Source organism: Pseudomonas sp. GM18, from assembly GCF_000282195.1.
Lineage (GTDB): Bacteria > Pseudomonadota > Gammaproteobacteria > Pseudomonadales > Pseudomonadaceae > Aquipseudomonas.
Map to the genome: position 1 here is coordinate 21,978 of NZ_AKJT01000126.1, position 24,912 is coordinate 46,889.

The following is a 24,912-nucleotide window of genomic DNA, read 5'->3' on the forward strand; positions in this document are numbered from 1 at the left end:
AAATACTCTATGGATAAAGACGGTGGAACCCGATCGACAGGGAGGCGGCCCTGGCGATCGGTGAACGTTGCCAAGTAAGACAGAACTTACTTACAGAACGCGTTCTGGTTTAGATGCGCGGAATGGCATCAAACATGACGACTGGGTTGGCGGTGTAGAGCCCCACGTGATTATCGAACACCTTGCCGGCAGTGATCACCAGGTCTGCACGCATACCGTAGTTGGACTCTTCATCACCGACCACTTCCTGAGAGGTGGCAGTCAGCACCTTGCCGTTGAAGGTGTAGGTCAGGGGAATGATCGCAGCCGGATCACCGTTGAATAGAGGTGTAGGACCTCCTACGACATAAGCACCCACAGAGCCATTGGTGTGTTTGACATCAAAGGTGCCACGGACATCAGTCAGGCTACGGCTACTGACGTCGTAGTGCATTCTTTCGTCTTTACCGAAGTCTGGGTTTACAGGCAGAGCATGGAAGGACCTGCTCGGGATTTCAGCGGTAATGTTGATGGAGGTGCGCGACTCCTCCGCAGCGAACGCCATCGAAGAACTCAGGGCCAGGAGGGTCATCGGAACGGCGATTGCAAACTTCTTGAACATTATTGAGTACCTGTTTTTTCAAAGGATTGGTCCGAGGAAAGTATGAGCAATCCATGCAACTGCTGTGCACAGAAAAACTTTTATCAACTTTCAACGCCAGAGAATGATCGGCCAATTTCCTGAGAAAGTAAGTACGTAACTTCCGAAGCACACGTAGTAACAACCACCCACAACCACCCGGAAAAAACGATGAAAAACAGCAATCAAACTGTTTGACCGTCAGAACCATACTACACACAGTTTTAACTAAAAAAGCACACAGCGAAAGTTAACTATAAGTCCGTAAGAGATGGACTACAGGGCAACTATTATATAAGCAAGATAGTGCCGTTCGCGTCTCATGAATAGATCAAACACTCTAAAATAACAAGCGGCGAATGACGCATTCTCGAAGGCAGCGCCCGGCATTACGGTGACATCGACCGCCGGTCCTGTCCGCTTGCCTTTTCCGTAAGATATATCTTAAGTTGTATCTAAACACGACGAGAGAAGGCAAAAATGAGAGACCATCATTCCCCCCACCGCGATCACGGCGACAGCCGCGACGGCTTCGAGAAACGCCCCGGCCGAGAACGCGGCGGTCGAGGCCCACGGGTATTCGCCCCCGGTGACCTGAAATTATTGCTGCTGGCGCTGATCGCCGAGCAGCCCTGCCACGGCTATGACCTGATCCGCCAGATCGAAGGCATGTTCGACGGCGCCTACAGCCCCAGCCCCGGCGTGATTTACCCGACCCTGACCTTCCTTGAAGAAAGCGAAATGATCCTGGGCGACGCCGAGGGCGGGAAAAAACGCTACAGCATCACCGACGCCGGACGTCTGTCATTAAGCGAGCAGGCGATTGCTTTGGACGGCGTGCGCATGCGCATCGAAGTCAGCAAGCGCTCGTTGCGCGGCCAGGACCGCCCGGCCGAAATTCACGAAGCGGTGCACAACCTGCGTCACGCCTTGCAGATGCACCATGGTCGCTGGAGCCCGGAAGAAATCCTGCGGGTACGCGACCTGCTCAACAATACGGCCAAAGCCATCGTCGATGGCCCAGTCGTTCCACCCGCTCAAGAGGAAGCCGAATGATCGACGTTATCGTGCCAACCCAATCCATTCACCGTGTCAGCCACGAAATCAAACGCCGTCGTCTGCAAGTGTTGCGGGTGGTCGACCTGACCCCGCGCATGCGCCGGATTACCCTGGGTGGGCCTGAGCTCGCGGGCTTCGTCAGCCTCGGCACGGATGATCACGTCAAATTGCTGTTCCCGCAGAACGCAGCGGAACAAGCAGCGCTGGAAACCCTGGTACTCGGGGCCGGCAAGGACAACGGGCCGATGCCGGCGATGCGCGACTACACGCCTCGTCGTTACGACCTGGATACGCTGGAACTGGACATCGACTTCGTGCTGCACGGCGACGGCCCTGCCTCGACCTGGGCCGAGCAGGCCAAACCCGGTCAGTTCCTGCACATCGGCGGGCCTCGGGGTTCGATGATCGTGCCGGACATCTTCGACAGTTACTTGCTGATCGGCGACGAAACCGCCCTGCCCGCCATCGCCCGCCGCCTCGAAGGCCTGGCCGCCAATCGACGTGCGCTGGTGATCGTGGAAGTGGAAAACGGCGCCGAACAGCAACGCCTGGAAAGCGCCGCGCAGGTCGATGTGATCTGGGTGCTGCGTGAGGGCAGCAAAAACAATCTGCTGACTACCGTGCAACAGATCAAGCTGCCCGCTGGCAATCTGTATGCGTGGGTGGCGACCGAAACCAAAGTGTCGCGGCAGATTCGCCGGGTATTGCTCGATGAGCATGGGCTGAACGAGCAGTTCGTGAAGGCTGTCGGCTATTGGCGGCTGGATAACAGCGACGAGGAGTAACCGCTGTGCATGCTTTCTGTGGTGAGGGAGCAAGCTCCCTCGCCACAATCAGTGTTCACATGCGATACGTGTGCCACCGATCCAGCCCGATCACCAGCAGTGAAATCAGCACAAACCCCGCCAACAATCCCCCGGCATTCACGAACACCTGTGGATAACCCAGTTTGTCGACATCAATGAACGGATAGGGATAAACCGCCAGCAGATGCCCACGCCATAGCGAATAGCCGAAGTACACCAGCGGATAGATCGCCCACAACGCAATGTGCCGCAGCCGCAACGTTCCCTTGGGCACACAGAACCACCAATACACCAGGAACAGCAGCGGCATGACGTCATGCATCAGCTCATCGGCCAGCCATTGCCAGCCTTCGGGATGCCATAAATGGCGCAACAGCAGGCTGTACGCCAAACCGACCACGGCGATGCTCACCGCAATTGCACTGCTCACCCACGGCTGCAAAAACCAGCGTCGCGCCGCTGACTCGCGGGACGTCAATTCACAGGTCAGCACCACCGCCACCAGCGTATTGGTCAACACAGTGAAAAAGCTGAAAAAACTCACCAGCCCGCCCAGCAGACTGGCCGAGATACTCCAGCGGGCATAAAGAATCAGGTACATCTGAATGCTTAAGCCCGCCCAGCCCAGAATCGCCGCGACGGCAACACAACGACGCCTCGCGGTCGAGGGTATGACCATGCTCAGACCGGGCGCTTGGTGCGCATCAGCTTCACGTACAGGCGTTCGACCTTCTCCCGCGCCCACGGGGTTTTGCGCAGGAATGTCAGGCTCGACTTGATGCTCGGGTCGCTCTTGAAGCAGCGGATATCGATACGCTCGGCCAGCCCTGACCATTCGTAGTGCTCAACCAGGGCGTTGAGGATTTGCTCCAGCGTCACGCCGTGCAGGGGATTGGTGTTCTGTTCGGTCATGCCGGGCCTTTGAGCGATGAAAGGATGAGAAGCCGCGCACCTTAGCGGAGGCGTTCGTCCGGTGGAAGAGCTCCGGACAGAGGCATTCGTCAGATGCTGAATTAACTGTAGGCGAGCTGGCCATCCTCTGAGGGACAAACATCAGCGGATAGCGCCTGGGCTCAGTAATAACGACGCGGGTCCGAATCGATCAGACTGGCCAGCTTGGTCAGGGCAAACCTCAATTCGTCCTGGCTGGTGGGCGACATCAACACCAATCGCACGCAGCGGGTAATGCCGCTACGTTCGGCCTGGAACTGGGTGCCGCTGAGGACCAGCACACCGTTGGCACGGGCCAGCATGGTGAATTCGTCGCTGGTCCAGGGCTCGGGCAACGTCAACCAGACGTGGTAGGAATACGGCTGGGTCTTGAGCTCGAAATTGGCGAAGATTTCCTGAGCGATAGCCTGCCGCCCGGCGGCTTCATTGCGCTGAATACGGATCAGCTTTTTATCCAACCCCTCCGTGATCACATTGCTGGCCAACTGAGCGGTCAATGGCGACGGCATCCAGACGCTGCTGCGCACCATGGAGGTCAGGCGCGACAGCAGTTTCGGCGGGCTATAGAGATAGCCAATCCGCAGGGCCGGCATGACCGACTTCGACAGACTGGTCAGGTACACCGAACGATCCGGGGCAAACGCCGACAGCGGTTTGATCGACGGGTCGGTGGCCAGAAAACCGTAGATGTCATCGTCCAGGATGATGAAGTCGAACTCCTCGGCCAATGCCGCGATTTGCGCCCGGCGTTTTTGCGACATGATCGCGGCCGTCGGGTTCTGACAGGTCGCCACACAGACAAGCATCGCCGGTTTCTCGCGCTGGCACAGTTCGCGTAGCGCTTCGGGAATGATCCCTTCATCGTCCATTGGCACGCCGCGCAAACGTCGTTCCAGTCCATGGGCAAGGGAAATGATGCCGGGGTAGCAAAGCGCCTCGCAGAGCACCAGATCACCGGCGTTGGTCAGCGCACTCATCGCGACCATCAAACCATGCTGTGCGCCGGCGGTGATCACCACTTGCTGCCATTGCGCATCGGGCAATGAATGACGCAGCCATTGCGCGCCCGCCTCGCGATGAGCCGGATGACCGCCATCGGGGGCGTAATCGAGGGCATGGGCAAAATCCGTGCTTTTGGCCATGCCCACCAAGGCTCCGCGCAACCAGTATTCCAGGGTTTCGCTGTAAGGCTTGATGATCGAAAGATCCAGTAATTCAGACTGTCCCAGATTCAGCGAGACGGCACTGTTGCTGGCCGGCAGTTCCAACTGCTTCTGGTTGAGCACATAAGTGCCACGCCCCACTTCCCCCTGCACCAGACGCCGCCGATGGGCTTCGCTATAAGCACGGCTGATGGTACCGGGCGTGACATTCAGCGTGGTGGCCAGCTCCCGCAGGGTCGGCAGACGATCACCTTCGTTCAACACGCCGTTGCTGATATCGCGCGCCAACGCGTCGGCAATCGACAAATACATCGGCTGGCTGAACTCGCTTAGCTGAGGAACCCACATGAATGATCGCTACCCATCGTAGAAATGATGAATATCCGAGCATATCACATGGTGGTTAGGCAACTAATAAATGGACTCAATCAATAAATTGAGTCGATTGATTCGGCGATTGAATCGAAAAACATCTTTCATGCAAAATATTTTTCAAAAGCAATATTTATTTATAAATCAAATAGTTATTTGAAAAAAACCTGATAAACGCCCCTTGATAGCAAAAAAACATCTCGTAACAACCTCCTCACCTATTGAATCAACTCAATTCATTCAAATACACTCATCTCGAATCGAATCAATCGACTCAATCTCAATTCTGAATCACCGCGTGCCCGCCACGCCAAGTCGAGACATCATGGACACACTCAGAAAGGATTTATCCCTGTCAGCGGTCATTGCAGGCTTCATCGCCGTGATCATTTCCTATGCCGGCCCGCTGATCATCGTGTTTCAGGCGGCCCGGGAGGCGCACCTGCCCAATGATCAAGTGTCGTCCTGGATCTGGGCCATTTCCATCGGCAGCGGCATTACCGGTCTGTTGTTGAGCTGGCGTCTGCGGGTTCCGGTGATTACGGCCTGGTCGACACCGGGCGCGGCGTTGCTGGTGTCGATGCTGCCCACGGTCTCCCTGCCCGAGGCCATCGGCGCCTATGTGGTGGCTTCGGTGATTATCGCGGTGGTCGGCCTGTCCGGTGCGTTCGACAAACTGATGAGTCGCCTGCCAAAAGCCATCGCCGCCGCCATGCTCGCCGGCATCCTGTTTCGTTTCGGCGCCGAACTCTTCACCTCGATCAAGCTGCAGCCGAGCCTGGTGCTGTCAATGATCGCGGCGTACCTGATCTTCAAACGCTTTTCACCGCGCTACGCCATCCTGTCGGTATTGATTGTCGGCTGCGCCGTGGCCGCCTCGTTCGGTGAACTCAACACAGGCTCGATCACCATCGATGTCGCCCACCCGATCTTCATCGCCCCGCAGTGGAGCTGGCACGCGATCATCAATATCGGCCTGCCGCTGGCCCTCGTCACCCTGACCGGGCAGTACGTGCCGGGCATGGCGGTGTTGCGTACCTCAGGCTACAACACCCCCGCGCGCTCGATCATTTCGGTCACGGCCATCGGTTCAATTTTGATGGCGCCGTTCGGCTCCCATGGTTTTAACCTTGCGGCCATCACCGCCGCTATCTGCACTGGTCGCGAAGCCCATGAGGATCGCGACAAACGTTACATGGCCGGGATCGCCTGCGGAGTGTTCTACATTCTGATGGGCACCTTCGGCGCGACCCTGGCTTCGGTGTTTTCTGCCTTGCCTAAAGAGCTGATCGCCTCCCTCGCCGGCCTGGCCCTGTTCGGTGCCATCAGCGCCGGGCTGACCGGCGCCATGGCTGACGAGAAACAGCGTGAAGCGGCGCTGATCACCTTCCTGGTCACCGCCTCGGGCATGAGTTTCCTGGGGCTGGCCGCTGCATTCTGGGGGCTGATCTTCGGGCTCGTGGCACATTTCGTACTGACCTACACCCGGGAAAGCAAAGCCGCCACCGTCGCCGAGGGCAGCCGACCATGACCGATCGTTACGACTTCATCGTGGTCGGCGGCGGGATTGCCGGGGTATCCGCCGCCTATGAACTGGCGGCTCACGGCAGCGTTTGCCTGCTTGAACGCGAACAGCAATTGGCCTACCACACCACCGGGCGTTCGGCGGCGATCTCCATGGAAAGCTACGGCAACCAGCAGATCCGCTCGCTGACCTGTGCTTCCCGGAGCTTTTTCGAGAATCCGCCCAAGGGGCTCGCCGAACATCCATTGTGGGCACCGCGGGGTGCGCTGATCGTGGCCCAGGCAGCACGTGTGGATAAGTTGGCCGCCCGTTTCACCGCGGTTCTCGGGCAGGTGCCAACGGCGCAGTTCCTCGACGAGAAACAAGTCCTTGAACTGGTGCCTTACTTGGCAGAGGGCGCATGGAGTGCGGGGATTTTCGAACCCAGCGCCTTCGATCTGGATGTACACGGCCTTCATAGCGCCTATCTTGGCGGCCTGCGCGCCCGCGGCGGTGTAGTCAAACGCGAGGCCGAGGTGCAGCGAGGCCAATACCGTGCCGGTCACTGGACGTTGCACACCCAGGATGGCCAGCACCTCGAGGCCGCGATTGTGGTCAATGCCGCCGGCGCCTGGGCCGATGAATTCGCCGAGCGCTGCGGTTTGCCGAAGGTCGGTGTGCGGCCACTGCGCCGCACGGTGCTGGCGGTCGATCCGCAATGCGACGTGCACCGCACGCCGTACCTGGGAACGGTCGACGAAGACATTTTCATCAAGCCGGAAGCCGGACGCCTGATCGTCTCGCCTTGCGATGAAAGCCCGTCATTGCCTTGCGATGCCCTGCCGGATGAACTCGACCTGGCCATCACCATGGATCGCCTGCAAAGCACGACGCGGCTGCGCCCTCGCTCGATCATCAACAAATGGGCAGGCCTGCGCACCTTTGTTGCCGACCGTTCGCCGGTACTGGGCCAGGACCCGTTGCAGGAATGTTTCATCTGGCTTGCCGCACTGGGCGGCTACGGCATTCAGGCCGCACCGGCCATTGCCCGGTTGTGCAGCCACGCCGCACTGGGCAGCGCGATGCCGTCCGACCTGGCGGCCCTGCACCTCAATTACCAGCACTTTTCCCCGGCGCGTTGCCGCGACGAGGAATTCTCGGCCCTGGCCGTGCGACAGGTTGCCGATTTGCACTAACCCCTCAACCCACTAACAAGGATCGTCATCATGCAGACCAACGCTCAACTCCAGCCCTTGGCCAAACCTTTCCTGGGCGAAGAAAACGTCATCTTCACCGACAAGGCCCCGCTGCCCTTGGGCACTTACTCCCAAGGCATCAAGGTCAGTCACGGGCAGACCATCTACCTGTCGGCACAGACCCCGGTCTCGGCGTTGAACAATGAAGTGCTGGCTCAGGATTTCGAAGGGCAACTGCGTCAGACCCTGGACAATCTGGCGCAGATGGCCGAAGCCGCGGGCGGCACCCTGGCGAACGTGGTCAAGGTCACTGCGTTCATCACGGACCTGAGCGAGTTCCCGACCCTGAACCGGGTCATGGAAGAGTATTTCACCCAGCCTTATCCAGCCCGCACCACCGCCGGCGCCAGCGCCCTGGCGCGCAATACCCTGGTCGCCATCGACGCCATCATGGTGGTCTGAAAAAAAACCTTCAGATAGCGAAGTACCCGTCGGTCCGGCGCATTGGAGTGATCCGCGGTTCTGCGCTGAACCGACGTTGTCAGGGAAGCGTACTTTCAAGGGTTGGCCATGAAGAAGTCTTACAGAGAGTATGTATTGCAGTGCCTGGCTTGCGAACGCAGCTACCAGCCACATGAAGTCAGCTACTACTGCCCCCATTGCAAAATCGATGGCGCTCTCGATGCGCTCTACGATTACCCGACACTGGCGCGCGAATGGTCAAGGGATAGCCTGGCTCACGACCATGCCCGGGGAATGTGGCGCTATGACCGGCTGATGCCGCTGAACTCCACGCAGTTCATTCCCCCATTACTGGTGGGTAACACGCCGTTGTATTCACGCCCCGAATTGCTCGGCAAAGACGCGCCGATCAAGGTATTCATCAAGGATGAATCCCGGCAACCTACCGGCTCATTGAAGGATCGCGCCAGCGCCCTGGCAGTAGCCCACGCGATGCAAACCGGTGCGCGTACCATCGCCGTCGCCAGCACTGGCAACGCAGCCTCGGCGCTGGCCGGAATGAGCGCGAGCCTGGGTTTGCGCAACGTGATTTACCTGCCAAAAAGTGCTCCCCGCGAGAAACTCGCACAAATGCTGGGCTACGGCGCCGAGATCGTACTGGTCGACGGGCAATACGACGAAGCGTTCGAACAATGCTTCGACGCCTGCGAAACCCATGGCTGGTATAACCGCACCACCGGCATCAATTCGTACATGAGCGAAGGCAAGAAAACCGTGGCTTTCGAGATGTGCGAACAGCTCGCCTGGCAAGTCCCGGACCTGGTGTTTGTCCCTGTCGGCAATGGCTGCATCCTGGGCTCGGTGTACAAAGGCTTCTTCGATCTGCTGCAACTGGGCTGGATTGAGCGCATGCCTCGGCTGATCGGCGTACAGGCGCAAAACAGCAATTTCATGTATCGGGCCTGGCGCAGCGACCAGCCGATGCAGCAAACCGAACGCATTGCACCCACCAGCCTCGCCAGCAGCATCAATGTGGCCCTGCCGCGCGATCGTCTCAAGGCCTTGCGCGCGGTAACCGCCAGCGAGGGCGAGTTCATCTGTGTCAGTGACCCGAGCATTGTCGCAGCGGCATCGAAACTGGCCGCCAGCACCGGCGTTTTCCCCGAAGCCGGGGCCGCCAGCGCCTTCGCCGGTCTGCTCAAGTACGCCGAAGAACACCCCGACACGCCGCAGACCGCCGTGGTGTTGATCACGGGCAGCGGCCTGAAAGACACGTCCATTTTTCTTTCCGACACCAGCAAAAGCCAGTCACGGGTGTTGCCGCATCACGCGCCAGCCCCCTTGGCCGAAGCACTTATTTAAAGGAATGCCCCCATGAGCCTGCAGAATCTAGACCCCACCCTCGCACGCCTGATCAGCCGCGAACGCAACCGCCAGGAAACCCACCTGGAGCTGATCGCCTCGGAAAACTACGTCAGCGAAGAAGTGCTGGAAGCCCAAGGTTCGGTGCTGACCAACAAGTACGCCGAAGGCTACCCGGGCAAGCGCTATTACGGTGGCTGTAAAGTGGTCGACGAGATTGAAAGCCTCGCCATCGAACGTGCCTGCAAACTGTTTGGTTGCGAATATGCCAACGTCCAGCCGCACTCCGGCTCCCAGGCCAACCAGGCCGTGTTCCTCGCTGTGCTCAACCCTGGCGACACGATTCTGGGAATGTCCCTGGCCGATGGCGGCCACTTGACCCATGGCGCCTCGGTAAACTTCTCCGGCAAGTTCTACACCGCGTATTCTTACGGCCTGGAAAAACACAGCGAAACCCTCGACTACGCCGAGATGGAAGCCCTGGCCCGGGAACACCGACCGAAAATGATCATTGCCGGTGCCTCGGCGTATTCCAGGACCATCGACTTCCAGCGTTTTCGCAACATCTGCGATGAAATCGGGGCGTACCTGATGGTCGACATGGCGCACTACGCCGGACTGATCGCAGCCGGCCTGTACCCCTCGCCGGTCGGCATTGCCGACTTCGTCACCTCGACCACTCATAAAACACTGCGCGGCCCACGGGGCGGTCTGATCCTGGCTAAACGCGAACATGCGGCGTTGCTCGACAAGACGATATTCCCGGTCTATCAGGGTGGCCCCCTGATGCACGTTATCGCTGCCAAGGCCGCGGCGTTCAACGAAGCCCTCGGTGATGAGTTCAAGCACTATCAGCAACGCGTCATCGACAACGCCAGGACCATGGCGAACATCCTTACTCGACGGGGCCTGCGGGTGGTGTCAGGGGGCACCGACTGCCACATGTTCCTGCTCGATCTGCGCGCGAAGAACATCACTGGAAAAGATGCCGAGGCGTTGCTCGAGAGCGCCCACATCACCTTGAACAAGAACGCGATCCCCGACGATCCGCAAAAACCTGCGATCACCAGCGGCATTCGCATTGGCACACCCGCCCTGACCACGCGGGGCTTCGGTGAAGCCGAATGCGCCGAAGTGGCCAACCTGATTGCCGACCTGCTTGAGCAACCGACCAATGCAGCGCTGCTGGATAATGTGCGTCGGCGGGTGATGCATTTGTGTGAATGTTTCCCGGTCTATCTGTTGAATTAACGGTACTGACGCATACGGGGGCGGACGCTTCAGTCCGCCCTTTTTTGGCCCCCACTGGCACTGCGGCGACCGGTCGCAGCCGACTGTTACCAAATTCGAAAGGATCCATGTCAGTAAAAGCCCTTTCTCAATGTGTTACAGAACATTATCCTTACGCCCGTCTAGCTGAAACGCTTCTCCCCCTGCTGCATTCCTGCTGCGTTCAGCTCACCCCCCTTTAAAAAACCAAGAATTCCTTCTCTATGCCTGATGTTCAAACTTCGCGAGACAGCGCTGTCTTTCCCTCTGCGGCCAATCGAAAAGCCCTGAACCTGATCAGCGGGTTCACCGCGTTGGGCCTTGCCACCTGCACTCAGGCCGCGCCAGCCTTCGATAGCGACTCGCCGTGGATGCTGGGTGACTGGAACGGCACTCGCACCGAACTTTCGGAAAAAGGCTACGACTTCAAAGTCGATTACACCGGTGAAATGGGCAGCAACCTGCACGGCGGCTACGACCATGACCGCACCGCGCGCTACAGCGACCAGTTTGGCTTTGGCAGCCATTTGGACTTGCAGAAGATTCTGGGTTGGGACGACGCTGAATTTCAGCTGACCATCACTGAACGCAACGGCAACAACATCAGCAACGACCGGATCAACGACCCGCGTGTTGGCGGTTTCACTTCGGCTCAGGAAGTCTGGGGCCGTGGCCAGACCTGGCGCCTGACGCAGATGTGGTATCAGCAGAAACTCTTCGACCAGAAGCTCGACATCAAGGTCGGCCGATTCGGCGAAGGCGAAGACTTCAACAGCTTCCCCTGCGACTTCCAGAACCTGGCGTTCTGCGGCTCCCAGGTCGGTAACTGGGTCGGTGGCATCTGGTACAACTGGCCGGTCAGCCAGTGGGCCATCCGCGTCAAATATCACCTGACGCCAGAGCTCTACGCGCAAGTCGGGGCTTACGAGCAAAACCCGTCCAATCTGGATCGCGATAACGGTTTCAAGCTCAGCGGCAGCGGCACTCAGGGCGCAATCCTGCCGGTGGAACTGGTCTGGACCCCGAAGCTCAATGGCCTGCCGGGTGAATACCGCGCCGGTTACTACTACAGCAGCGCCAAGGCCAGCGACGTCTATAAGGACAGCAATGGCCAGCCGGCCGCCCTGAGCGGCGAGGCTTACCGCAGTGCATCGAGCAAGCATGGCGTGTGGCTTGGTGTTCAGCAGCAACTGACCAGCCGCGCCAGCGACAACGCACGCGGCCTGAGTGTGTTCGCCAACGCCACGATGCACGACAAGAAGACCAACGCCATCGACAACTATGTCCAGGCCGGCGTCGTCTACAAAGGCCTGTTCGATGCCCGCGCCAAAGACGATATCGGCTTCGCGCTGGCCCGTGTCCACGTCAACCCGGCCTACCGCAAGAACGCCGCGGCGACCAATCAGGCCCGCGCCGTCCAGGACTTCGACGACCCGTCGTTCCTGCCACCGCAAGACACCGAATACAGCAGCGAGCTCTATTACGGCGTACACGTCACCAATTGGCTGACCGTGCGCCCGAACCTGCAATACATCCGCCACCCCGGTGGCGTGGACAAGGTCGACGACGCGCTGATTGGCGGGATCAAGATCCAATCGTCGTTCTAAGAATCACCACAATTCCTACAAGGGAATGCGGCGTCAAACAGTTTTTTATATGAACCATGCCCACACCAGATCGTCATCTACAGTGACTACTGCGCGGGACTACTTAAAACGTCACGGAGAACCACACTATGAGCACTGATGGTGCTTTGAGTCGAAGCCGTCTATTGCCGACCCTGCTCGGCATTCTGCTTCTACTAATGGGCCTGGCCTTGCTGGCCGGGGGGATCAAGCTGAGCATGCTCGGCGGCTCGCTGTATTACGTGCTGGCCGGTATCGGCCTGGCGGTGACCGGGGGTCTGCTGATCGCTGCCCGCCGCTCGGCACTGGGCATGTACGCAGCCGTGCTGTTCGCCAGCACCGTCTGGGCGCTGTGGGAAGTTGCCCTCGACTGGTGGCAGTTGGTGCCGCGCCTGGCGCTGTTCTTTGCCCTCGGCATCGTCCTGCTGCTGCCGTGGGTTCGCCGCCCGTTGCATCGAGGTGAGTTCAACCCGGTCGGCACCGGCGCACTGAGCGCTGCCGTGGTCATCGCCGGTATCGCCGCGCTGGCCAGCCTGTTCACCAACCCGGGTGAAATCAAAGGCCATCTGGATCGCGACGCCGTGCCTGGCATGAGCAACACCGCCCCGGCCATGCCGGACGGTGACTGGAACTCCTACGGCCGCAGCGCCCATGGCGATCGTTACTCGCCACTGGCACAGATCACGCCGCAGAACGTCAGCAAACTGGTCCCCGCCTGGACCTACCGCACCGGCGACCTGCCGGGGCCAAACGATCCGGGCGAAACCACCGCCGAAAACACCCCGCTCAAAGCCAACGGCATGCTCTATGTCTGCACGCCGCACAGCCAGGTGATCGCGCTGGACCCGGACACCGGCAAGGAAATCTGGCGTTTCGATCCGAAGCTCTCCACGCAGAAGGCGGCGAACTTCAAGGGTTGGGCGCACATGACCTGCCGTGGCGTGACCTATCACGATGATGCCACCTACGCGTCCGAGCAGAGCCCGACCGGCACTGCCAACCCGCCAGTGACCAGCGTCTGCCCGCGCCGGATCTTCCTGCCGACCGCTGACACCCGCCTGATCGCCCTGAACGCCGACACTGGCAAAATGTGCGAAGACTTCGGTAACGGTGGCCAGGTCGACCTGACCGCCAACATCGGCGGCTTCACCCCTGGTGGTTACTACTCCACTTCGCCACCGGCGGTCACCAAAGACCTGGTGGTGATTGGCGGCCATGTCACCGACAACGTTTCCACCGACGAGCCAAGCGGCGTGATTCGCGCGTTCGACGTGCACACCGGCAAACTGGTGTGGAACTGGGACAGCGGCAACCCGGACGACACTACGCCGATTGCCGAAGGCAAGGTCTACACCCGCAACTCGCCGAACATGTGGTCCATGTTCAGCGTCGACGAAAAACTCGGCATGCTGTACCTGCCGATGGGCAACCAGACTCCGGATCAGTTCGGTGGCACGCGTACCCCGGAATCGGAACTGCACGCCGCCGGCCTGACCGCGCTGGACATCGCCACCGGCAAAGTGCGCTGGCACTTCCAGTTCACTCACCATGACCTGTGGGACATGGACGTCGGTGGCCAGCCAACCCTGATGGACCTGAAAACCGCAGACGGTGTGAAACCGGCGGTGCTCGCGTCCACCAAGCAAGGCAGCATCTACGTGCTGGACCGCAGCAACGGCCAACCGATCGTACCGATCAATGAAATCCCGGTGCCGCAAGGCGCGGTGGAAGGCGACCACACTTCGCCGACCCAACCGATGTCCGACCTGAACTTCGTGCCGCCGACCCTCAAGGAACGCGACATGTGGGGCGTGACCCCGTTCGATCAAATGCTGTGCCGGATCGACTTCAAATCCCTGCGTTACGACGGCATGTTCACGCCGCCGTCGCTGCAAGGCTCGATCGTTTATCCAGGTAACTTCGGCGTGTTCGACTGGGGTGGCATGTCGGTTGACCCGGTGCGTCAGATTGCTTTCGTGAACCCAAGCTACATGGCGTTCAAATCGAAACTGATCCCGGCCGCCGAAATCGCCAAACAAGGCCCACGCGTCAGCGAAACCGAAGGCGTGCAGCCCAACAAAGGCGCGCCATACGGGGTGATCCTCGAAGCGCTGCTGTCGCCGATGGGCCTGCCGTGCCAGGCACCGGCATGGGGCTACGTGGCGGCGGTCGATCTGACCACCAACAAAACCATCTGGAAGCACAAGAACGGCACCGTGCGTGACAGCTCGCCGGTTCCGATCCCTCTGAGCATGGGCGTACCAAGCCTGGGCGGGACCTTCACCACCGCCGGTGGCGTGGCCTTCCTGAGCGGCACCCTCGACCAGTACCTGCGCGCCTACGACGTGAAAAACGGCAAGCAGCTGTGGGAAGGCCGCCTGCCAGCCGGCGCGCAAACCACACCGATGACCTACACCGGTAAAGACGGCAAGCAATACGTGCTCGTTGTTGCGGGTGGTCACGGATCGCTGGGCACCAAGCAAGGTGACTACGTGATTGCGTACAAACTGTCGGAATAAGCGGTAGCGGCAGTTAAAACAAAGGCGACGCCCTGTGAGGGGCGTCGCCTTTTTTGTGCTCGTTTTTTCAGGTTCCCCCGTCCTACAGACGTGGTGATTTTTTGAGAACTTTCCGACAGGTTTTGACGGTTGTCGCTCGGAAGTGGCGTGGATAGGCTTTGGGGGTCGCTGCAAATTCAGCGACCGGGCTTGGTCGCCCAGGTTTAGAATGGTGCACTTTTCGTGCTGGCTTCATGGCGAACTGTGCGTGGGAGGGCTTTGGCCCTGCCGGGTTTCCATTCCCTGGTCGACCAACCTGCGTACGGTTCGCCCCCCTCCTGCTTGGTCGCAGTGGTGGCGAACTCCAAATCCTCGAATGGAGTTTCACCATGTTCAAAGCCACACCGAATCCCCCTGCAACCGACGATGTTTCCCCTTACGAATCACCCGATTCAAAAAAACTCAACGAAGCCGCTGACCGCGCGCTCGACCACTACCTCAAGCCACCTCCCAAACAACCCGAAGGCCGCAAGCCAAGCAAGATGTTTCTGGTTGCGCCGGACATGGACAACGAAAGCCTGCTCGCTCATGTCTGCGAATCACTGGCGTCGGCCAGCGTCATGACCAGCGACATTGCCGCCTATGTCGATGCTCCGCAGCGGCATACGCTCCTGGCGATTCAGCAGGTCATCATGCTCGCCGAGCTGGCAGTGAATCGAGTGTTGGATAACGTCGACGTACCGAAGCCTGCGCCGCACAGCTAACCCCTTGTGGGAGCAAGCCCCCTCACCACAGGCTTGCTCCTACAGTAGTGCGGGCCCTTTGGAGATCCAAGACCTGTCAAAACCCTGAACACACACTCTGAAATAGCCAGGACCATTGAAACCACCCCCCACCTGCCCCATCTAAGATCCATACCCTATTGCGCAGGTGCCCCATGACCGACCAGCAAGAATTCCCCGAAGACCCGAGCGAATACGCCGAAACAGACAAAAACGAACACCATTCAACCGGCAAAGGCCTCACCCTGCCTGGCCAGAACCTGCCGGACAAGGTCTACATCATCCCGATCCACAACCGGCCTTTCTTCCCGGCGCAAGTACTGCCGGTGATCGTCAACGAAGAGCCGTGGGCCGAAACCCTCGAACTGGTGAGCCAGTCCGACCACCATTCCCTGGCCCTGTTCTTCATGGACGCCCCCCAGGAAGACCCACGCCACTTCAACACCTCGGCCCTGCCGGAATACGGCACCCTGGTCAAAGTCCATCACGCCAGCCGCGAAAACGGCAAACTGCAATTCGTCGCCCAGGGCCTGACCCGGGTGCGCATCAAAACCTGGCTCAAACACCATCGCCCACCGTACCTGGTGGAAGTCGAATACCCACACCAGCCCACCGAGCCGACCGACGAGGTCAAGGCCTACGGCATGGCGCTGATCAATGCGATCAAGGAACTGCTGCCGCTGAACCCGCTGTACAGCGAAGAGTTGAAAAACTACCTCAACCGCTTCAGCCCCAACGATCCGTCGCCCCTGACCGACTTCGCCGCCGCCCTGACCTCGGCCACGGGCAGCGAACTGCAAGAAGTGCTCGACTGCGTGCCGATGCTCAAGCGCATGGAAAAAGTCCTGCCGATGCTGCGCAAGGAAGTCGAAGTCGCGCGCTTGCAGAAAGAGATTTCCGCTGAAGTTAACCGCAAGATCGGCGAGCATCAGCGCGAGTTCTTCCTCAAGGAACAGCTCAAGGTCATCCAGCAAGAGCTGGGGCTGACCAAGGACGATCGCAGCTCCGACATCGAACAGTTCGAGCAACGCCTGACGGGCAAGGTGTTGTCGCCCCAGGCGCAGAAACGCATCGTTGAGGAAATGAACAAACTGTCGATCCTCGAAACCGGATCGCCGGAATACGCGGTGACCCGCAACTACCTCGACTGGGCGACTTCGGTGCCGTGGGGCGTGTACGGCGAGGACAAACTCGATCTCAAGCACGCGCGCAAGGTGCTGGATAAACACCACGCCGGCCTCGACGACATCAAGGACCGCATCCTCGAATTCCTCGCGGTCGGTGCCTACAAAGGCGAGATCAGCGGCTCCATCGTCTTGCTGGTCGGCCCGCCGGGCGTGGGCAAGACCAGCGTCGGTAAATCCATCGCCGAATCCCTGGGGCGGCCGTTCTATCGCTTCAGTCTCGGCGGCATGCGTGACGAAGCCGAGATCAAAGGCCATCGTCGCACCTACATCGGCGCGCAACCGGGCAAACTCGTCCAGGCGTTGAAAGACGTCGAAGTGATGAACCCGGTGATCATGCTCGATGAGATCGACAAGATGGGCCAGAGCTACCAGGGCGACCCGGCCTCGGCGCTGCTGGAAACCCTCGACCCGGAACAGAACGTCGAATTCCTCGACCACTACCTGGATTTGCGCCTGGACCTGTCGAAAGTGCTATTCGTCTGCACCGCCAACACCCTGGACTCGATTCCCGGCCCATTGCTGGACCGGATGGAAGTGATTCGCCTGTCGGGTTACATCACCGAAGAAAAAGTCGCCATCGCCAAGCGTCACCTATGGCCGAAACAGCTGGAAAAGGCTGGTGTGTCCAAAGGTAGCCTGTCCATAAGCGACAACGCCCTCAGATCACTGATCGACGGCTATGCCCGTGAGGCCGGAGTCCGTCAGCTGGAGAAAAACCTCGGCAAACTGGTGCGCAAAGCGGTGATGAAACTGCTCGACGAACCGAAAGCCGTGATCAAACTCGGCCCCAAAGACCTGGAAGCCTCACTCGGCCGACCGGTGTTCCGCAACGAGCAAGTGCTGTCCGGCGTCGGCGTGATTACCGGGCTGGCCTGGACCAGCATGGGCGGCGCGACCCTGCCGATCGAAGCCACGCGCATTCACACCCTCAACCGAGGCTTCAAACTCACAGGGCAACTGGGGGACGTGATGAAAGAGTCGGCAGAAATTGCCTACAGCTACGTCAGCTCCCATCTGAAGCAATTCGGCGGTGACCCGACATTCTTCGATGAGGCCTTCGTCCACCTCCACGTACCGGAAGGCGCAACGCCAAAAGACGGCCCGAGCGCCGGCGTGACCATGGCCAGCGCCCTGCTCTCCCTCGCCCGCAACCAGCCGCCGAAAAAAGGCGTGGCCATGACCGGTGAACTGACGCTGACCGGGCATGTACTGCCGATTGGCGGCGTGCGCGAGAAAGTCATCGCGGCGCGTCGGCAGAAGATCAATGAACTGATTTTGCCGGAGCCGAACCGCGGTAATTTTGAAGAGTTGCCGGAATACCTGAAAGAAGGGATTACCGTGCACTTTGCCAAGCGCTTTGCGGATGTGGCGAAGATATTGTTCTGAGCCGTAGCTTGATCGTTTCCATGTGTTGGGAATAATCAGGCTCAACAAAAAGCCCGCTGACCTTTAAGGGGTCAGCGGGCTTTTCATTTATGTCACAGGCCTGCCCCGCGCAAGAAGAACACCCACTCCCTGCCCATTTTCCTCTTCTCGAACACGTTCAACTCAACCAACCCATTCAAGGTCGCCGACGCGGTGTTGTAAGAGCAGTCCAGATTCTCCTTCACATTGACCGCCGTAAATTCCTTGGCCATTCCACTCTTGGCCACTTGGTATACCGCGCGCTGTCTCTCGGTCAATTGGTCGAAAAAACCGGATTCCAACAACCATCGATCAAAGTTCTCGGCATAAGCCAGACTTTTCCGATAAGCCTCAGTAAAACCACCTACAGCACGCAGAATCACTGAACACTGGAAATCGATGAAATAAGTCAGGTCCAGCTCATCAGCTTCCGTATTCAGATACGAGCGGCCATATTTCACCGGCGCATTGCGCAACAAAATGCTGATCGCTATGTAGCGAAAGGCCGAGAAGTCATTCTTGAACATGAACCAGTAAAACAGCGCCCGTGCGACCCGGCCGTTGCCGTCGCGAAAAGGATGCTCATAGCCCAAGGCAAAATGCAGGGCGATGCCTTTTATCAATGGATGAAGATAATCCACTTGATAGGGGTCGTTGTGGGATTGATTGATCCAATTCGACAGCACCTGCAGCCGTGACACCAGCCCCGCTGCGGGTGGCGGTGTATGCACGGTGTTGCCCTCGCCATCCTGCACCACCACATCATCGTTGGCCCTGAAAGCCCCAGGTGAATATTGAGTGTCGTCGATACCCTCGACGCCGACACGATGCATCGCCGTAATCAGCTCGACGCTCAAGGGTTCATAACGCTTTTCCCAGGCGAAGTTCATCATTTTGTAGTTGCCGATGACCATCCGCTCATCCGGCGTACGCGGCAGCCGCTTGCGCTTGAGCATATCTTTTGCCACTCGGGTAGTGGTCGCTGCACCTTCGAGTTGGCTGCTGCTGATTGCTTCATCTTCGATCAGATCGTTGAGCAGGTAGCTGAAATGCGCATGCTCGCCGATCTGGTTGGTCATGTGTTCCAGCGCTGCCGTTGTCGCTTGCCGATCGACGGCAGAAATCGCTTTCTGCGCCAGCGGCGTGAGCACGAAGCGGCCCCATTGGACAGGCTCGCCCAATGGCAGAAGGGTTGAGTACTGGGCGGTCCGGGCTTTTTTGACCAAGGCCCAGCACAGATTCGAGTCCAGCCCCGGCGCCCAGCGGTAGCGTAAGTCATCGAACGGAAGGTAACGCCCCTGATCGTCCAGAGGCTTGAGCAGTGCGAGGTAGTCCGAGAGGCGTTCCTTATTGGGCGATTGCCCCAACCGATCGAACACCGGGTCGGATCTGCCCTTTAGCATGGGCGGCTTTTTCATCATTGCTGTCTCAAAAACTCACGAAACCGAGTCTCGAGTACAGCACTCCGTACCCTCTGACTCAATATCAGAAGATTCTGAAATAGACGTAGGAGCTACCGCAGGCTCGGGCCGCGTTCGAAATCATAGGCGGATCTTTTGATCCGGTTTTTGATCTTGATCCACTCGTTCCCCAGATGGATACCGGAGCAAATGGTCGGCCCGAAGGCCGCCAAGATCAAACAGGCTCTTTCTTGACCCTGAACCAAGCCGCATACAACGCCGGCAAGAACAGCAGCGTCAACGCCGTCGCCACAATCAGCCCGCCCATGATCGCCACCGCCATCGGCCCGAAAAACACACTGCGCGACAATGGAATCATCGCCAGCACCGCCGCCAGCGCGGTCAACACAATCGGCCGGAAACGTCGTACCGTCGCCTCGATGATCGCCTGCCAGGGCTTGAGCCCGGCAGCGATGTCCTGCTCGATCTGATCCACCAGAATCACCGAGTTACGCATGATCATCCCGGACAAGGCGATGGTCCCGAGCATGGCGACAAAACCGAACGGCTGACGGAACACCATCAGAAACAGCGTCACCCCGATCAACCCCAGCGGCGCCGTCAGAAACACCATGGCAGTGCGTGAGAAACTGCGCAGTTGCAGCATCAGCAACGTCAGCACCACCACGATGAACAACGGCACGCCGGCCTTCACCGAGTTCTGCCCACGGGCCGAGTCTTCCACCGTACCGCCGACGTCCAGCAGATAGCCGTCCGGCAGTTCGGCGCGGATCGGATCGAGGGTCGGCATGATTTGCTGCACCAGCGTCGCCGGTTGTTCCTTGCCGTAAATGTCGGCGCGAACCGTCACGTTGGGCAGGCGGTTACGGTGCCAGATGATGCCTTCTTCGAAGCCGTATTCCAGCGTGGCAATCTGCGACAGCGCCACACTGCGACCGTTGTCGGTCGGCACGGCCAGGCTCGGCAGCAACGCAAGCTCGGTACGCTCATGCACCGTGCCGCGCAGCAGGATCTCGATCAATTCGTTGTCTTCGCGATACTGGCTGACGCTGGCACCGGTCAGCGAACTTTGCAGGAATCTCGAGAGGTTCGCCGTGCTCACGCCCAGTGCCCGCGCGCGGTCCTGATCGACGTTCAGGTACACGACTTTGCTCGGTTCTTCCCAGTCCAGATGCACGTTGGCCACGTGTGGATTCTCGCGAACCTTGGCCGCGACTTTACGCGCCAGGGCGCGGACGTCCGCAATGTGTTCACCGGTGACCCGGAACTGCACCGGATAACCAACCGGCGGGCCGTTCTCCAGCCGCGTGACCCGCGAGCGCAGGGCCGGGAATTGTTCGTTGAGGGTTTCGATCAGCCAGGTGCGCAGGGTTTCGCGGTCTTCGATGGTCTTGGCCAGTACCACAAACTGCGCAAAGCTGGCGGCCGGAAGTTGCTGATCCAGCGGCAGGTAGAAGCGCGGCGAACCGGTGCCGACATAAGCCACATAGTTGTCGATCCCGGCGTGATCCTTGAGCAGGCCTTCGAGACGCTTGACCTCCTCGGCGGTGTTGCTCAGGGAGGCACCTTCGGCCAGTTTCAGATCAACCATCAATTCCAGCCGTCCCGAAGCCGGGAAGAACTGCTGCGGCACGAAACGGAACAGCACCACGGACGCGACGAACATCACGATGGTCAACACGATCACCGTTTTGCGCCGGCGCACGCACCACTCCACCAGCCGTCTGACGCGCTGATAGAACGGCGTGCCGTAAGGGTCGGGTTGGCCGTCGCCGGTGCCGTGTTTGGCGGCATGAATTTTCGCCAGGTCCGGCAGGAGTTTTTCCCCCAGATAAGGCACAAAGACCACGGCGGCCACCCACGACGCCAGCAGCGCGATGGTCACCACCTGGAAGATCGAGCGAGTGTATTCACCGGTGCCCGATTGCGCGGTGGCAATCGGCAGGAAACCGGCAGCGGTGATCAACGTACCGGTGAGCATCGGGAACGCGGTGCTGGTCCAGGCATAGCTGGCGGCCTTGATCCGGTCGAAGCCCTGCTCCATTTTGATCGCCATCATTTCCACGGCGATGATCGCGTCATCCACCAGCAAGCCCAGCGCCAGCACCAGCGCGCCGAGGGAGATCTTGTGCAGGCCTATCCCCAAGTAATACATGCAGGCGAAGGTCATCGCCAACACCAGCGGAATCGCCAGAGCCACGACCATGCCGGTGCGCACGCCGAGGGAGAAGAAGCTCACCAGCAACACAATCGCCAGGGCCTCCACCAGCACCTGGACGAACTCGCCGACACCGGTTTTCACCGCGGCGGGTTGATCGGACACTTTGCGCAACTGCATGCCGGCCGGCAGGTTTTGCTGGATCCGGGCGAACTCGATTTCCAGCGCCTTGCCCAGTACCAGAATATCGCCACCGTCCTTCATGGCCACCGCCAGACCGATGGCGTCCTCAGCCATGAAGCGCATGCGCGGCGCCGGTGGGTCGTTGAAACCACGACGAACGTTCGCCACATCGCCGATGCGGAACGTACGATCAGCGACGCGGATCGGGAAGTTCTTGATCTCGTCGACCGTCTGAAAATTCCCCGAGACCCGTAGCTGCAAACGCTCGCTGGTGGTTTCGAAGAAGCCAGCGGTAGACATCGCGTTCTGCTCTTCAAGCGCCTGCTGCACCACCGCCAACGGCAACCCGAGGGTGGCCAGTTTGACGTTGGAGAGCTCGATCCAGATCTTCTCGTCCTGCAGCCCGAGCAGGTCGACCTTGCCCACATCCTTGACCCGCTGCAGCTGAATCTGGATGCGGTCGGCGTAATCCTTGAGCACCGCGTAATCAAAACCGTCGCCGGTCAGGGCGTAGATGTTGCCGAAGGTGGTGCCGAATTCATCGTTGAAAAACGGCCCCTGGATGCCTGGTGGCAGGGTCTGGCGGATGTCGCTGATTTTTTTGCGGACCTGATACCAGAGGTCCGGGATTTCCACCGAGTGCATCGAATCCCGAGCCATGAATGTCACCTGGGACTCGCCCGGACGGGAGAACGAAGTGATCCGTTCGTACTCGCCGGTTTCCATCAGTTTCTTTTCAATACGCTCGGTGACCTGGCGCGACACTTCCTCGGCCGTGGCCCCCGGCCAGTTGGTGCGAATCACCATGGCCTTGAACGTGAACGGCGGGTCTTCGCTTTGGCCGAGCTTGGTGTAGGACAACGTGCCGACCGCAGCCAGCAAGAGCATCAGGAACAGTACGATCTGGCGGTTACGCAGCGCCCATTCGGAAAGATTGAAACCCATCGGGGATTACTCCTTGTGCGCCAGATTGACCACGCGGTTGGAGCGATCCACCGGGCGCACTTGCTGCCCGTCGTGAAGCACATGAACACCGGCCGCCACTACCCAGTCGCTGGCGTTCAGGCCCTCGAGCACCGGCACGGTTTTCTCGCCGAATGCACCGACCCGCACCGGGACTTTTTTCAAGGTGTTGTTGGCGCCGACCACCCACACGTAAGTGGCACCGTTTTCTGCGGTGAGGGCCGACAGCGGCACCGACAACGGCACCACTTCGGCTGTCTGGATAAACACCCGGGCGCTCTGGCCGAGTTCGGCGGGAACCTTGCCGGCGGTAAAAGCGATACGGGCGGCAAAGGTGCGGGATTTGGGGTCGGCGGCAGGCGACAACTCACGGATGTGCCCGGGGAAACGCTGGTCGGGTTGGGTCCAGAGCTCCACCGAGACCGGCTGACCGACCTTGAAACGGCCGAAGCTCTGTTCCGGCAGACTGATCAACACTTCGCGCTCGCCATCGGTGGCGAGGGTAAACACCGTTTGCCCGGCCGCCACCACTTGCCCGACTTCCACCGCGCGTTTGGCCACCACGCCATCCTGCGGCGCACGCAGCACCGCGTAACTGGCCTGATTGGTCGAGACGTTGAATTCGGCTTTGATCTGCTTGAGGCGGGCCTCACCGGAGCGGTAGAGGTTTTCCGCGTTGTCGTACTGCGAACGGCTGACCATCTGCCGTTCCATCAGGGTCTTGTAGCGATCACGCTCGGCGCGCACCAGGCTCAGATTGGCCTCGGCGGCCGCGACCTGGGCACGGGTGGCTTCCAGTTGCAGGCGCACGTCCTGAGGATCGAGTTCCGCCAGAGGCTGGTCAGCCTTGACCCGCTGCCCTTCTTCGACCAGTCGTCGGCTGACTTTGCCGCCAATGCGGAAGGCCAGGTCCGGCTCATACCGCGCGCGGACTTCACCGGGATAACTTTCCATTGCCTGCGCCGAGGGCTCTGGCTGCACGACCATAGCCGGGCGGACGGTGACTTGAGGCGCCTCTTCGTGGCCACACGCAGACAGTAAAAAAGCCAGACTGACCGGCAACGCGAGGGGCAAGACATAGCGGAACATGGTGAAGGACCTTTCGCTAATGGTGCTTGGAATAATTATACTGACCAGTATGTTATTAATAGCAAACTCACCAGTCCAGTATTAAAGCGAAGAATGTCTGACAATCTTTCCCCACCCAGCGGTCCGGGCCGCCCCAAGGATCTGGCCAAGCGCCAGGCAATCCTCGATGCGGCGAAAATCCTGTTTCTGAGTAAGGGCTACGCCAACACCAGCATGGATGCCGTAGCGACTGAGGCCGGCGTGTCGAAGCTGACTGTCTACAGCCACTTCAACGACAAGGAGACGCTGTTCTCCGCCGCCGTGATGGCCAAATGCGAAGAGCAACTGCCACCGCTGTTTTTTGAATTGCCGGACGGCATAGCGGTGGAAACCGTGCTGCTGAACATCGCGCGCGGCTTTCATCAACTGATCAACAGCGATGAATCGGTAAACCTGCACCGGCTGATGATGACGCTGGGCAGCCAGGACCCGAAACTCTCGCAGATTTTCTTCGAGGCTGGGCCAGAACGCATGCTGCACGGCATGGAGCGGTTGCTGAGCAAGATCGATCAGAGTGGCGTGCTAAGCATCGACAAACCACGCAATGCCGCTGAGCACTTTTTCTGCCTGCTCAAGGGCGCGGGGAATTTCCGGCTGCTGTATGGCTGCGGCGAGCCGGTAACCGGGGACGCTGCCGAAGCCCATTTGCAGGATGTGGTGGGGTTGTTTATGCGGGCGTATCGGCCGGAGCCGGCCTGATGATCGTTCCCACGCGCAGCAAAGGAATGCAGCCCGGGACGCTCCGCGTCCCAGAAGCGGACGCAGAGCGTCCATTGAGGCATTCCCACGCAGAGCGTGGG

The 24,912-nt window shown here is 59.5% G+C and carries 19 protein-coding genes; 12 read left to right on the forward strand and 7 right to left on the reverse strand.

Going from position 1 to position 24,912, the window contains the following annotated elements; translation table 11 throughout:
• Positions 1–109: 109 nt before the first annotated feature.
• The gene (locus PMI21_RS01960; protein WP_007941715.1) at positions 110–601 is read right to left on the reverse strand and encodes a CS1 type fimbrial major subunit; all 492 of its coding nucleotides are present in this window, start codon (positions 599–601) and stop codon (positions 110–112) included.
• 498 nt (positions 602–1,099) lie between these two features.
• Between PMI21_RS01960 and PMI21_RS01955 the strand changes: the two genes are divergently transcribed.
• Positions 1,100–1,675: a PadR family transcriptional regulator gene (locus tag PMI21_RS01955; RefSeq protein ID WP_007941716.1), complete on the forward strand. Its 576-nt coding sequence runs from the start codon at positions 1,100–1,102 to the stop codon at positions 1,673–1,675.
• A complete protein-coding gene (locus tag PMI21_RS01950) occupies positions 1,672–2,463 on the forward strand; it encodes a siderophore-interacting protein (protein ID WP_007941717.1) in 792 nt (263 codons plus the stop codon). Before PMI21_RS01955 ends, PMI21_RS01950 begins: the two co-directional genes overlap by 4 nt.
• A gap of 55 nt (positions 2,464–2,518) precedes the next feature.
• Here PMI21_RS01950 and PMI21_RS01945 read toward each other — a convergent pair whose 3' ends face one another.
• The 3 genes from PMI21_RS01945 to PMI21_RS01935 form a co-directional block, all read right to left on the reverse strand.
• On the reverse strand, positions 2,519–3,163 hold the full coding sequence (locus PMI21_RS01945; RefSeq protein WP_007941718.1) for a Pr6Pr family membrane protein: 645 nt from the start codon (positions 3,161–3,163) through the stop codon (positions 2,519–2,521).
• Between the two features lie 2 nt (positions 3,164–3,165).
• Entirely contained in the window at positions 3,166–3,396 is a 231-nt protein-coding gene (locus PMI21_RS01940; RefSeq protein ID WP_007941719.1) for a VF530 family DNA-binding protein, read from the reverse strand.
• Positions 3,397–3,557: 161 nt separating this feature from the next.
• On the reverse strand, positions 3,558–4,946 hold the full coding sequence (locus PMI21_RS01935; RefSeq protein WP_007941720.1) for an aminotransferase-like domain-containing protein: 1,389 nt from the start codon (positions 4,944–4,946) through the stop codon (positions 3,558–3,560).
• 349 nt (positions 4,947–5,295) lie between these two features.
• Between PMI21_RS01935 and PMI21_RS01930 the strand changes: the two genes are divergently transcribed.
• The 9 genes from PMI21_RS01930 (at position 5,296) to lon (ending at position 18,241) form a co-directional block, all read left to right on the forward strand.
• Positions 5,296–6,501 (forward strand): benzoate/H(+) symporter BenE family transporter, encoded by a 1,206-nt coding sequence (locus PMI21_RS01930; RefSeq protein WP_007941722.1) that lies wholly within the window; start codon positions 5,296–5,298, stop codon positions 6,499–6,501.
• Positions 6,498–7,670: an NAD(P)/FAD-dependent oxidoreductase gene (locus PMI21_RS01925; protein ID WP_007941723.1), complete on the forward strand. Its 1,173-nt coding sequence runs from the start codon at positions 6,498–6,500 to the stop codon at positions 7,668–7,670. Before PMI21_RS01930 ends, PMI21_RS01925 begins: the two co-directional genes overlap by 4 nt.
• Positions 7,671–7,700: 30 nt before the next feature.
• Positions 7,701–8,132, forward strand: coding sequence for a Rid family detoxifying hydrolase (locus tag PMI21_RS01920; protein WP_007941724.1), 432 nt, complete (start codon positions 7,701–7,703; stop codon positions 8,130–8,132).
• 108 nt (positions 8,133–8,240) lie between these two features.
• Positions 8,241–9,494, forward strand: a complete 1,254-nt coding sequence (thrC, locus tag PMI21_RS01915) for a threonine synthase (RefSeq protein WP_007941725.1) — start codon at positions 8,241–8,243, stop codon at positions 9,492–9,494.
• A 12-nt stretch (positions 9,495–9,506) separates the two neighbouring features.
• Positions 9,507–10,745 (forward strand): serine hydroxymethyltransferase, encoded by a 1,239-nt coding sequence (gene glyA, locus PMI21_RS01910; protein WP_007941726.1) that lies wholly within the window; start codon positions 9,507–9,509, stop codon positions 10,743–10,745.
• Positions 10,746–10,987: 242 nt separating this feature from the next.
• Entirely contained in the window at positions 10,988–12,370 is a 1,383-nt protein-coding gene (locus PMI21_RS01905) for a carbohydrate porin (protein WP_007941727.1), read from the forward strand.
• Positions 12,371–12,498: 128 nt separating this feature from the next.
• Positions 12,499–14,907: a glucose/quinate/shikimate family membrane-bound PQQ-dependent dehydrogenase gene (locus PMI21_RS01900; RefSeq protein WP_007941728.1), complete on the forward strand. Its 2,409-nt coding sequence runs from the start codon at positions 12,499–12,501 to the stop codon at positions 14,905–14,907.
• A gap of 368 nt (positions 14,908–15,275) precedes the next feature.
• Positions 15,276–15,650, forward strand: a complete 375-nt coding sequence (locus tag PMI21_RS01895) for a DUF6124 family protein (RefSeq protein WP_007941729.1) — start codon at positions 15,276–15,278, stop codon at positions 15,648–15,650.
• Between the two features lie 173 nt (positions 15,651–15,823).
• Positions 15,824–18,241: an endopeptidase La gene (gene lon / locus PMI21_RS01890; RefSeq protein WP_007941730.1), complete on the forward strand. Its 2,418-nt coding sequence runs from the start codon at positions 15,824–15,826 to the stop codon at positions 18,239–18,241.
• Positions 18,242–18,333: 92 nt separating this feature from the next.
• On the opposite strand, the gene PMI21_RS01885 is transcribed toward lon, so the two are convergent.
• The 3 genes from PMI21_RS01885 to PMI21_RS01875 form a co-directional block, all read right to left on the reverse strand.
• Positions 18,334–19,677, reverse strand: a complete 1,344-nt coding sequence (locus PMI21_RS01885; RefSeq protein ID WP_033064252.1) for a Fic family protein — start codon at positions 19,675–19,677, stop codon at positions 18,334–18,336.
• 217 nt (positions 19,678–19,894) lie between these two features.
• Positions 19,895–22,966, reverse strand: a complete 3,072-nt coding sequence (locus PMI21_RS01880) for an efflux RND transporter permease subunit (protein ID WP_007941732.1) — start codon at positions 22,964–22,966, stop codon at positions 19,895–19,897.
• Positions 22,967–22,972: 6 nt separating this feature from the next.
• Complete coding sequence (locus PMI21_RS01875) at positions 22,973–24,073, reverse strand: efflux RND transporter periplasmic adaptor subunit (RefSeq protein WP_007941733.1); 1,101 nt, start codon at positions 24,071–24,073, stop codon at positions 22,973–22,975.
• 93 nt (positions 24,074–24,166) lie between these two features.
• Here PMI21_RS01875 and PMI21_RS01870 point away from each other — a divergent pair, with 93 nt between their 5' ends.
• Positions 24,167–24,811: a TetR/AcrR family transcriptional regulator gene (locus PMI21_RS01870; RefSeq protein WP_007941734.1), complete on the forward strand. Its 645-nt coding sequence runs from the start codon at positions 24,167–24,169 to the stop codon at positions 24,809–24,811.
• Positions 24,812–24,912: the final 101 nt, after the last annotated feature.

What these genes read in the sequence shown, in the direction of transcription:
- PMI21_RS01960 (WP_007941715.1), bottom strand. Translation starts at nt 601, where the DNA reads ATGTTCAAGAAGTTTGCAATCGCCGTTCCGATGACCCTCCTGGCCCTG.
- PMI21_RS01955 (WP_007941716.1), top strand. Translation starts at nt 1,100, where the DNA reads ATGAGAGACCATCATTCCCCCCACCGCGATCACGGCGACAGCCGCGAC.
- PMI21_RS01950 (WP_007941717.1), top strand. Translation starts at nt 1,672, where the DNA reads ATGATCGACGTTATCGTGCCAACCCAATCCATTCACCGTGTCAGCCAC.
- PMI21_RS01945 (WP_007941718.1), bottom strand. Translation starts at nt 3,163, where the DNA reads ATGGTCATACCCTCGACCGCGAGGCGTCGTTGTGTTGCCGTCGCGGCG.
- PMI21_RS01940 (WP_007941719.1), bottom strand. Translation starts at nt 3,396, where the DNA reads ATGACCGAACAGAACACCAATCCCCTGCACGGCGTGACGCTGGAGCAA.
- PMI21_RS01935 (WP_007941720.1), bottom strand. Translation starts at nt 4,946, where the DNA reads ATGTGGGTTCCTCAGCTAAGCGAGTTCAGCCAGCCGATGTATTTGTCG.
- PMI21_RS01930 (WP_007941722.1), top strand. Translation starts at nt 5,296, where the DNA reads ATGGACACACTCAGAAAGGATTTATCCCTGTCAGCGGTCATTGCAGGC.
- PMI21_RS01925 (WP_007941723.1), top strand. Translation starts at nt 6,498, where the DNA reads ATGACCGATCGTTACGACTTCATCGTGGTCGGCGGCGGGATTGCCGGG.
- PMI21_RS01920 (WP_007941724.1), top strand. Translation starts at nt 7,701, where the DNA reads ATGCAGACCAACGCTCAACTCCAGCCCTTGGCCAAACCTTTCCTGGGC.
- thrC (WP_007941725.1), top strand. Translation starts at nt 8,241, where the DNA reads ATGAAGAAGTCTTACAGAGAGTATGTATTGCAGTGCCTGGCTTGCGAA.
- glyA (WP_007941726.1), top strand. Translation starts at nt 9,507, where the DNA reads ATGAGCCTGCAGAATCTAGACCCCACCCTCGCACGCCTGATCAGCCGC.
- PMI21_RS01905 (WP_007941727.1), top strand. Translation starts at nt 10,988, where the DNA reads ATGCCTGATGTTCAAACTTCGCGAGACAGCGCTGTCTTTCCCTCTGCG.
- PMI21_RS01900 (WP_007941728.1), top strand. Translation starts at nt 12,499, where the DNA reads ATGAGCACTGATGGTGCTTTGAGTCGAAGCCGTCTATTGCCGACCCTG.
- PMI21_RS01895 (WP_007941729.1), top strand. Translation starts at nt 15,276, where the DNA reads ATGTTCAAAGCCACACCGAATCCCCCTGCAACCGACGATGTTTCCCCT.
- lon (WP_007941730.1), top strand. Translation starts at nt 15,824, where the DNA reads ATGACCGACCAGCAAGAATTCCCCGAAGACCCGAGCGAATACGCCGAA.
- PMI21_RS01885 (WP_033064252.1), bottom strand. Translation starts at nt 19,677, where the DNA reads ATGAAAAAGCCGCCCATGCTAAAGGGCAGATCCGACCCGGTGTTCGAT.
- PMI21_RS01880 (WP_007941732.1), bottom strand. Translation starts at nt 22,966, where the DNA reads ATGGGTTTCAATCTTTCCGAATGGGCGCTGCGTAACCGCCAGATCGTA.
- PMI21_RS01875 (WP_007941733.1), bottom strand. Translation starts at nt 24,073, where the DNA reads ATGTTCCGCTATGTCTTGCCCCTCGCGTTGCCGGTCAGTCTGGCTTTT.
- PMI21_RS01870 (WP_007941734.1), top strand. Translation starts at nt 24,167, where the DNA reads ATGTCTGACAATCTTTCCCCACCCAGCGGTCCGGGCCGCCCCAAGGAT.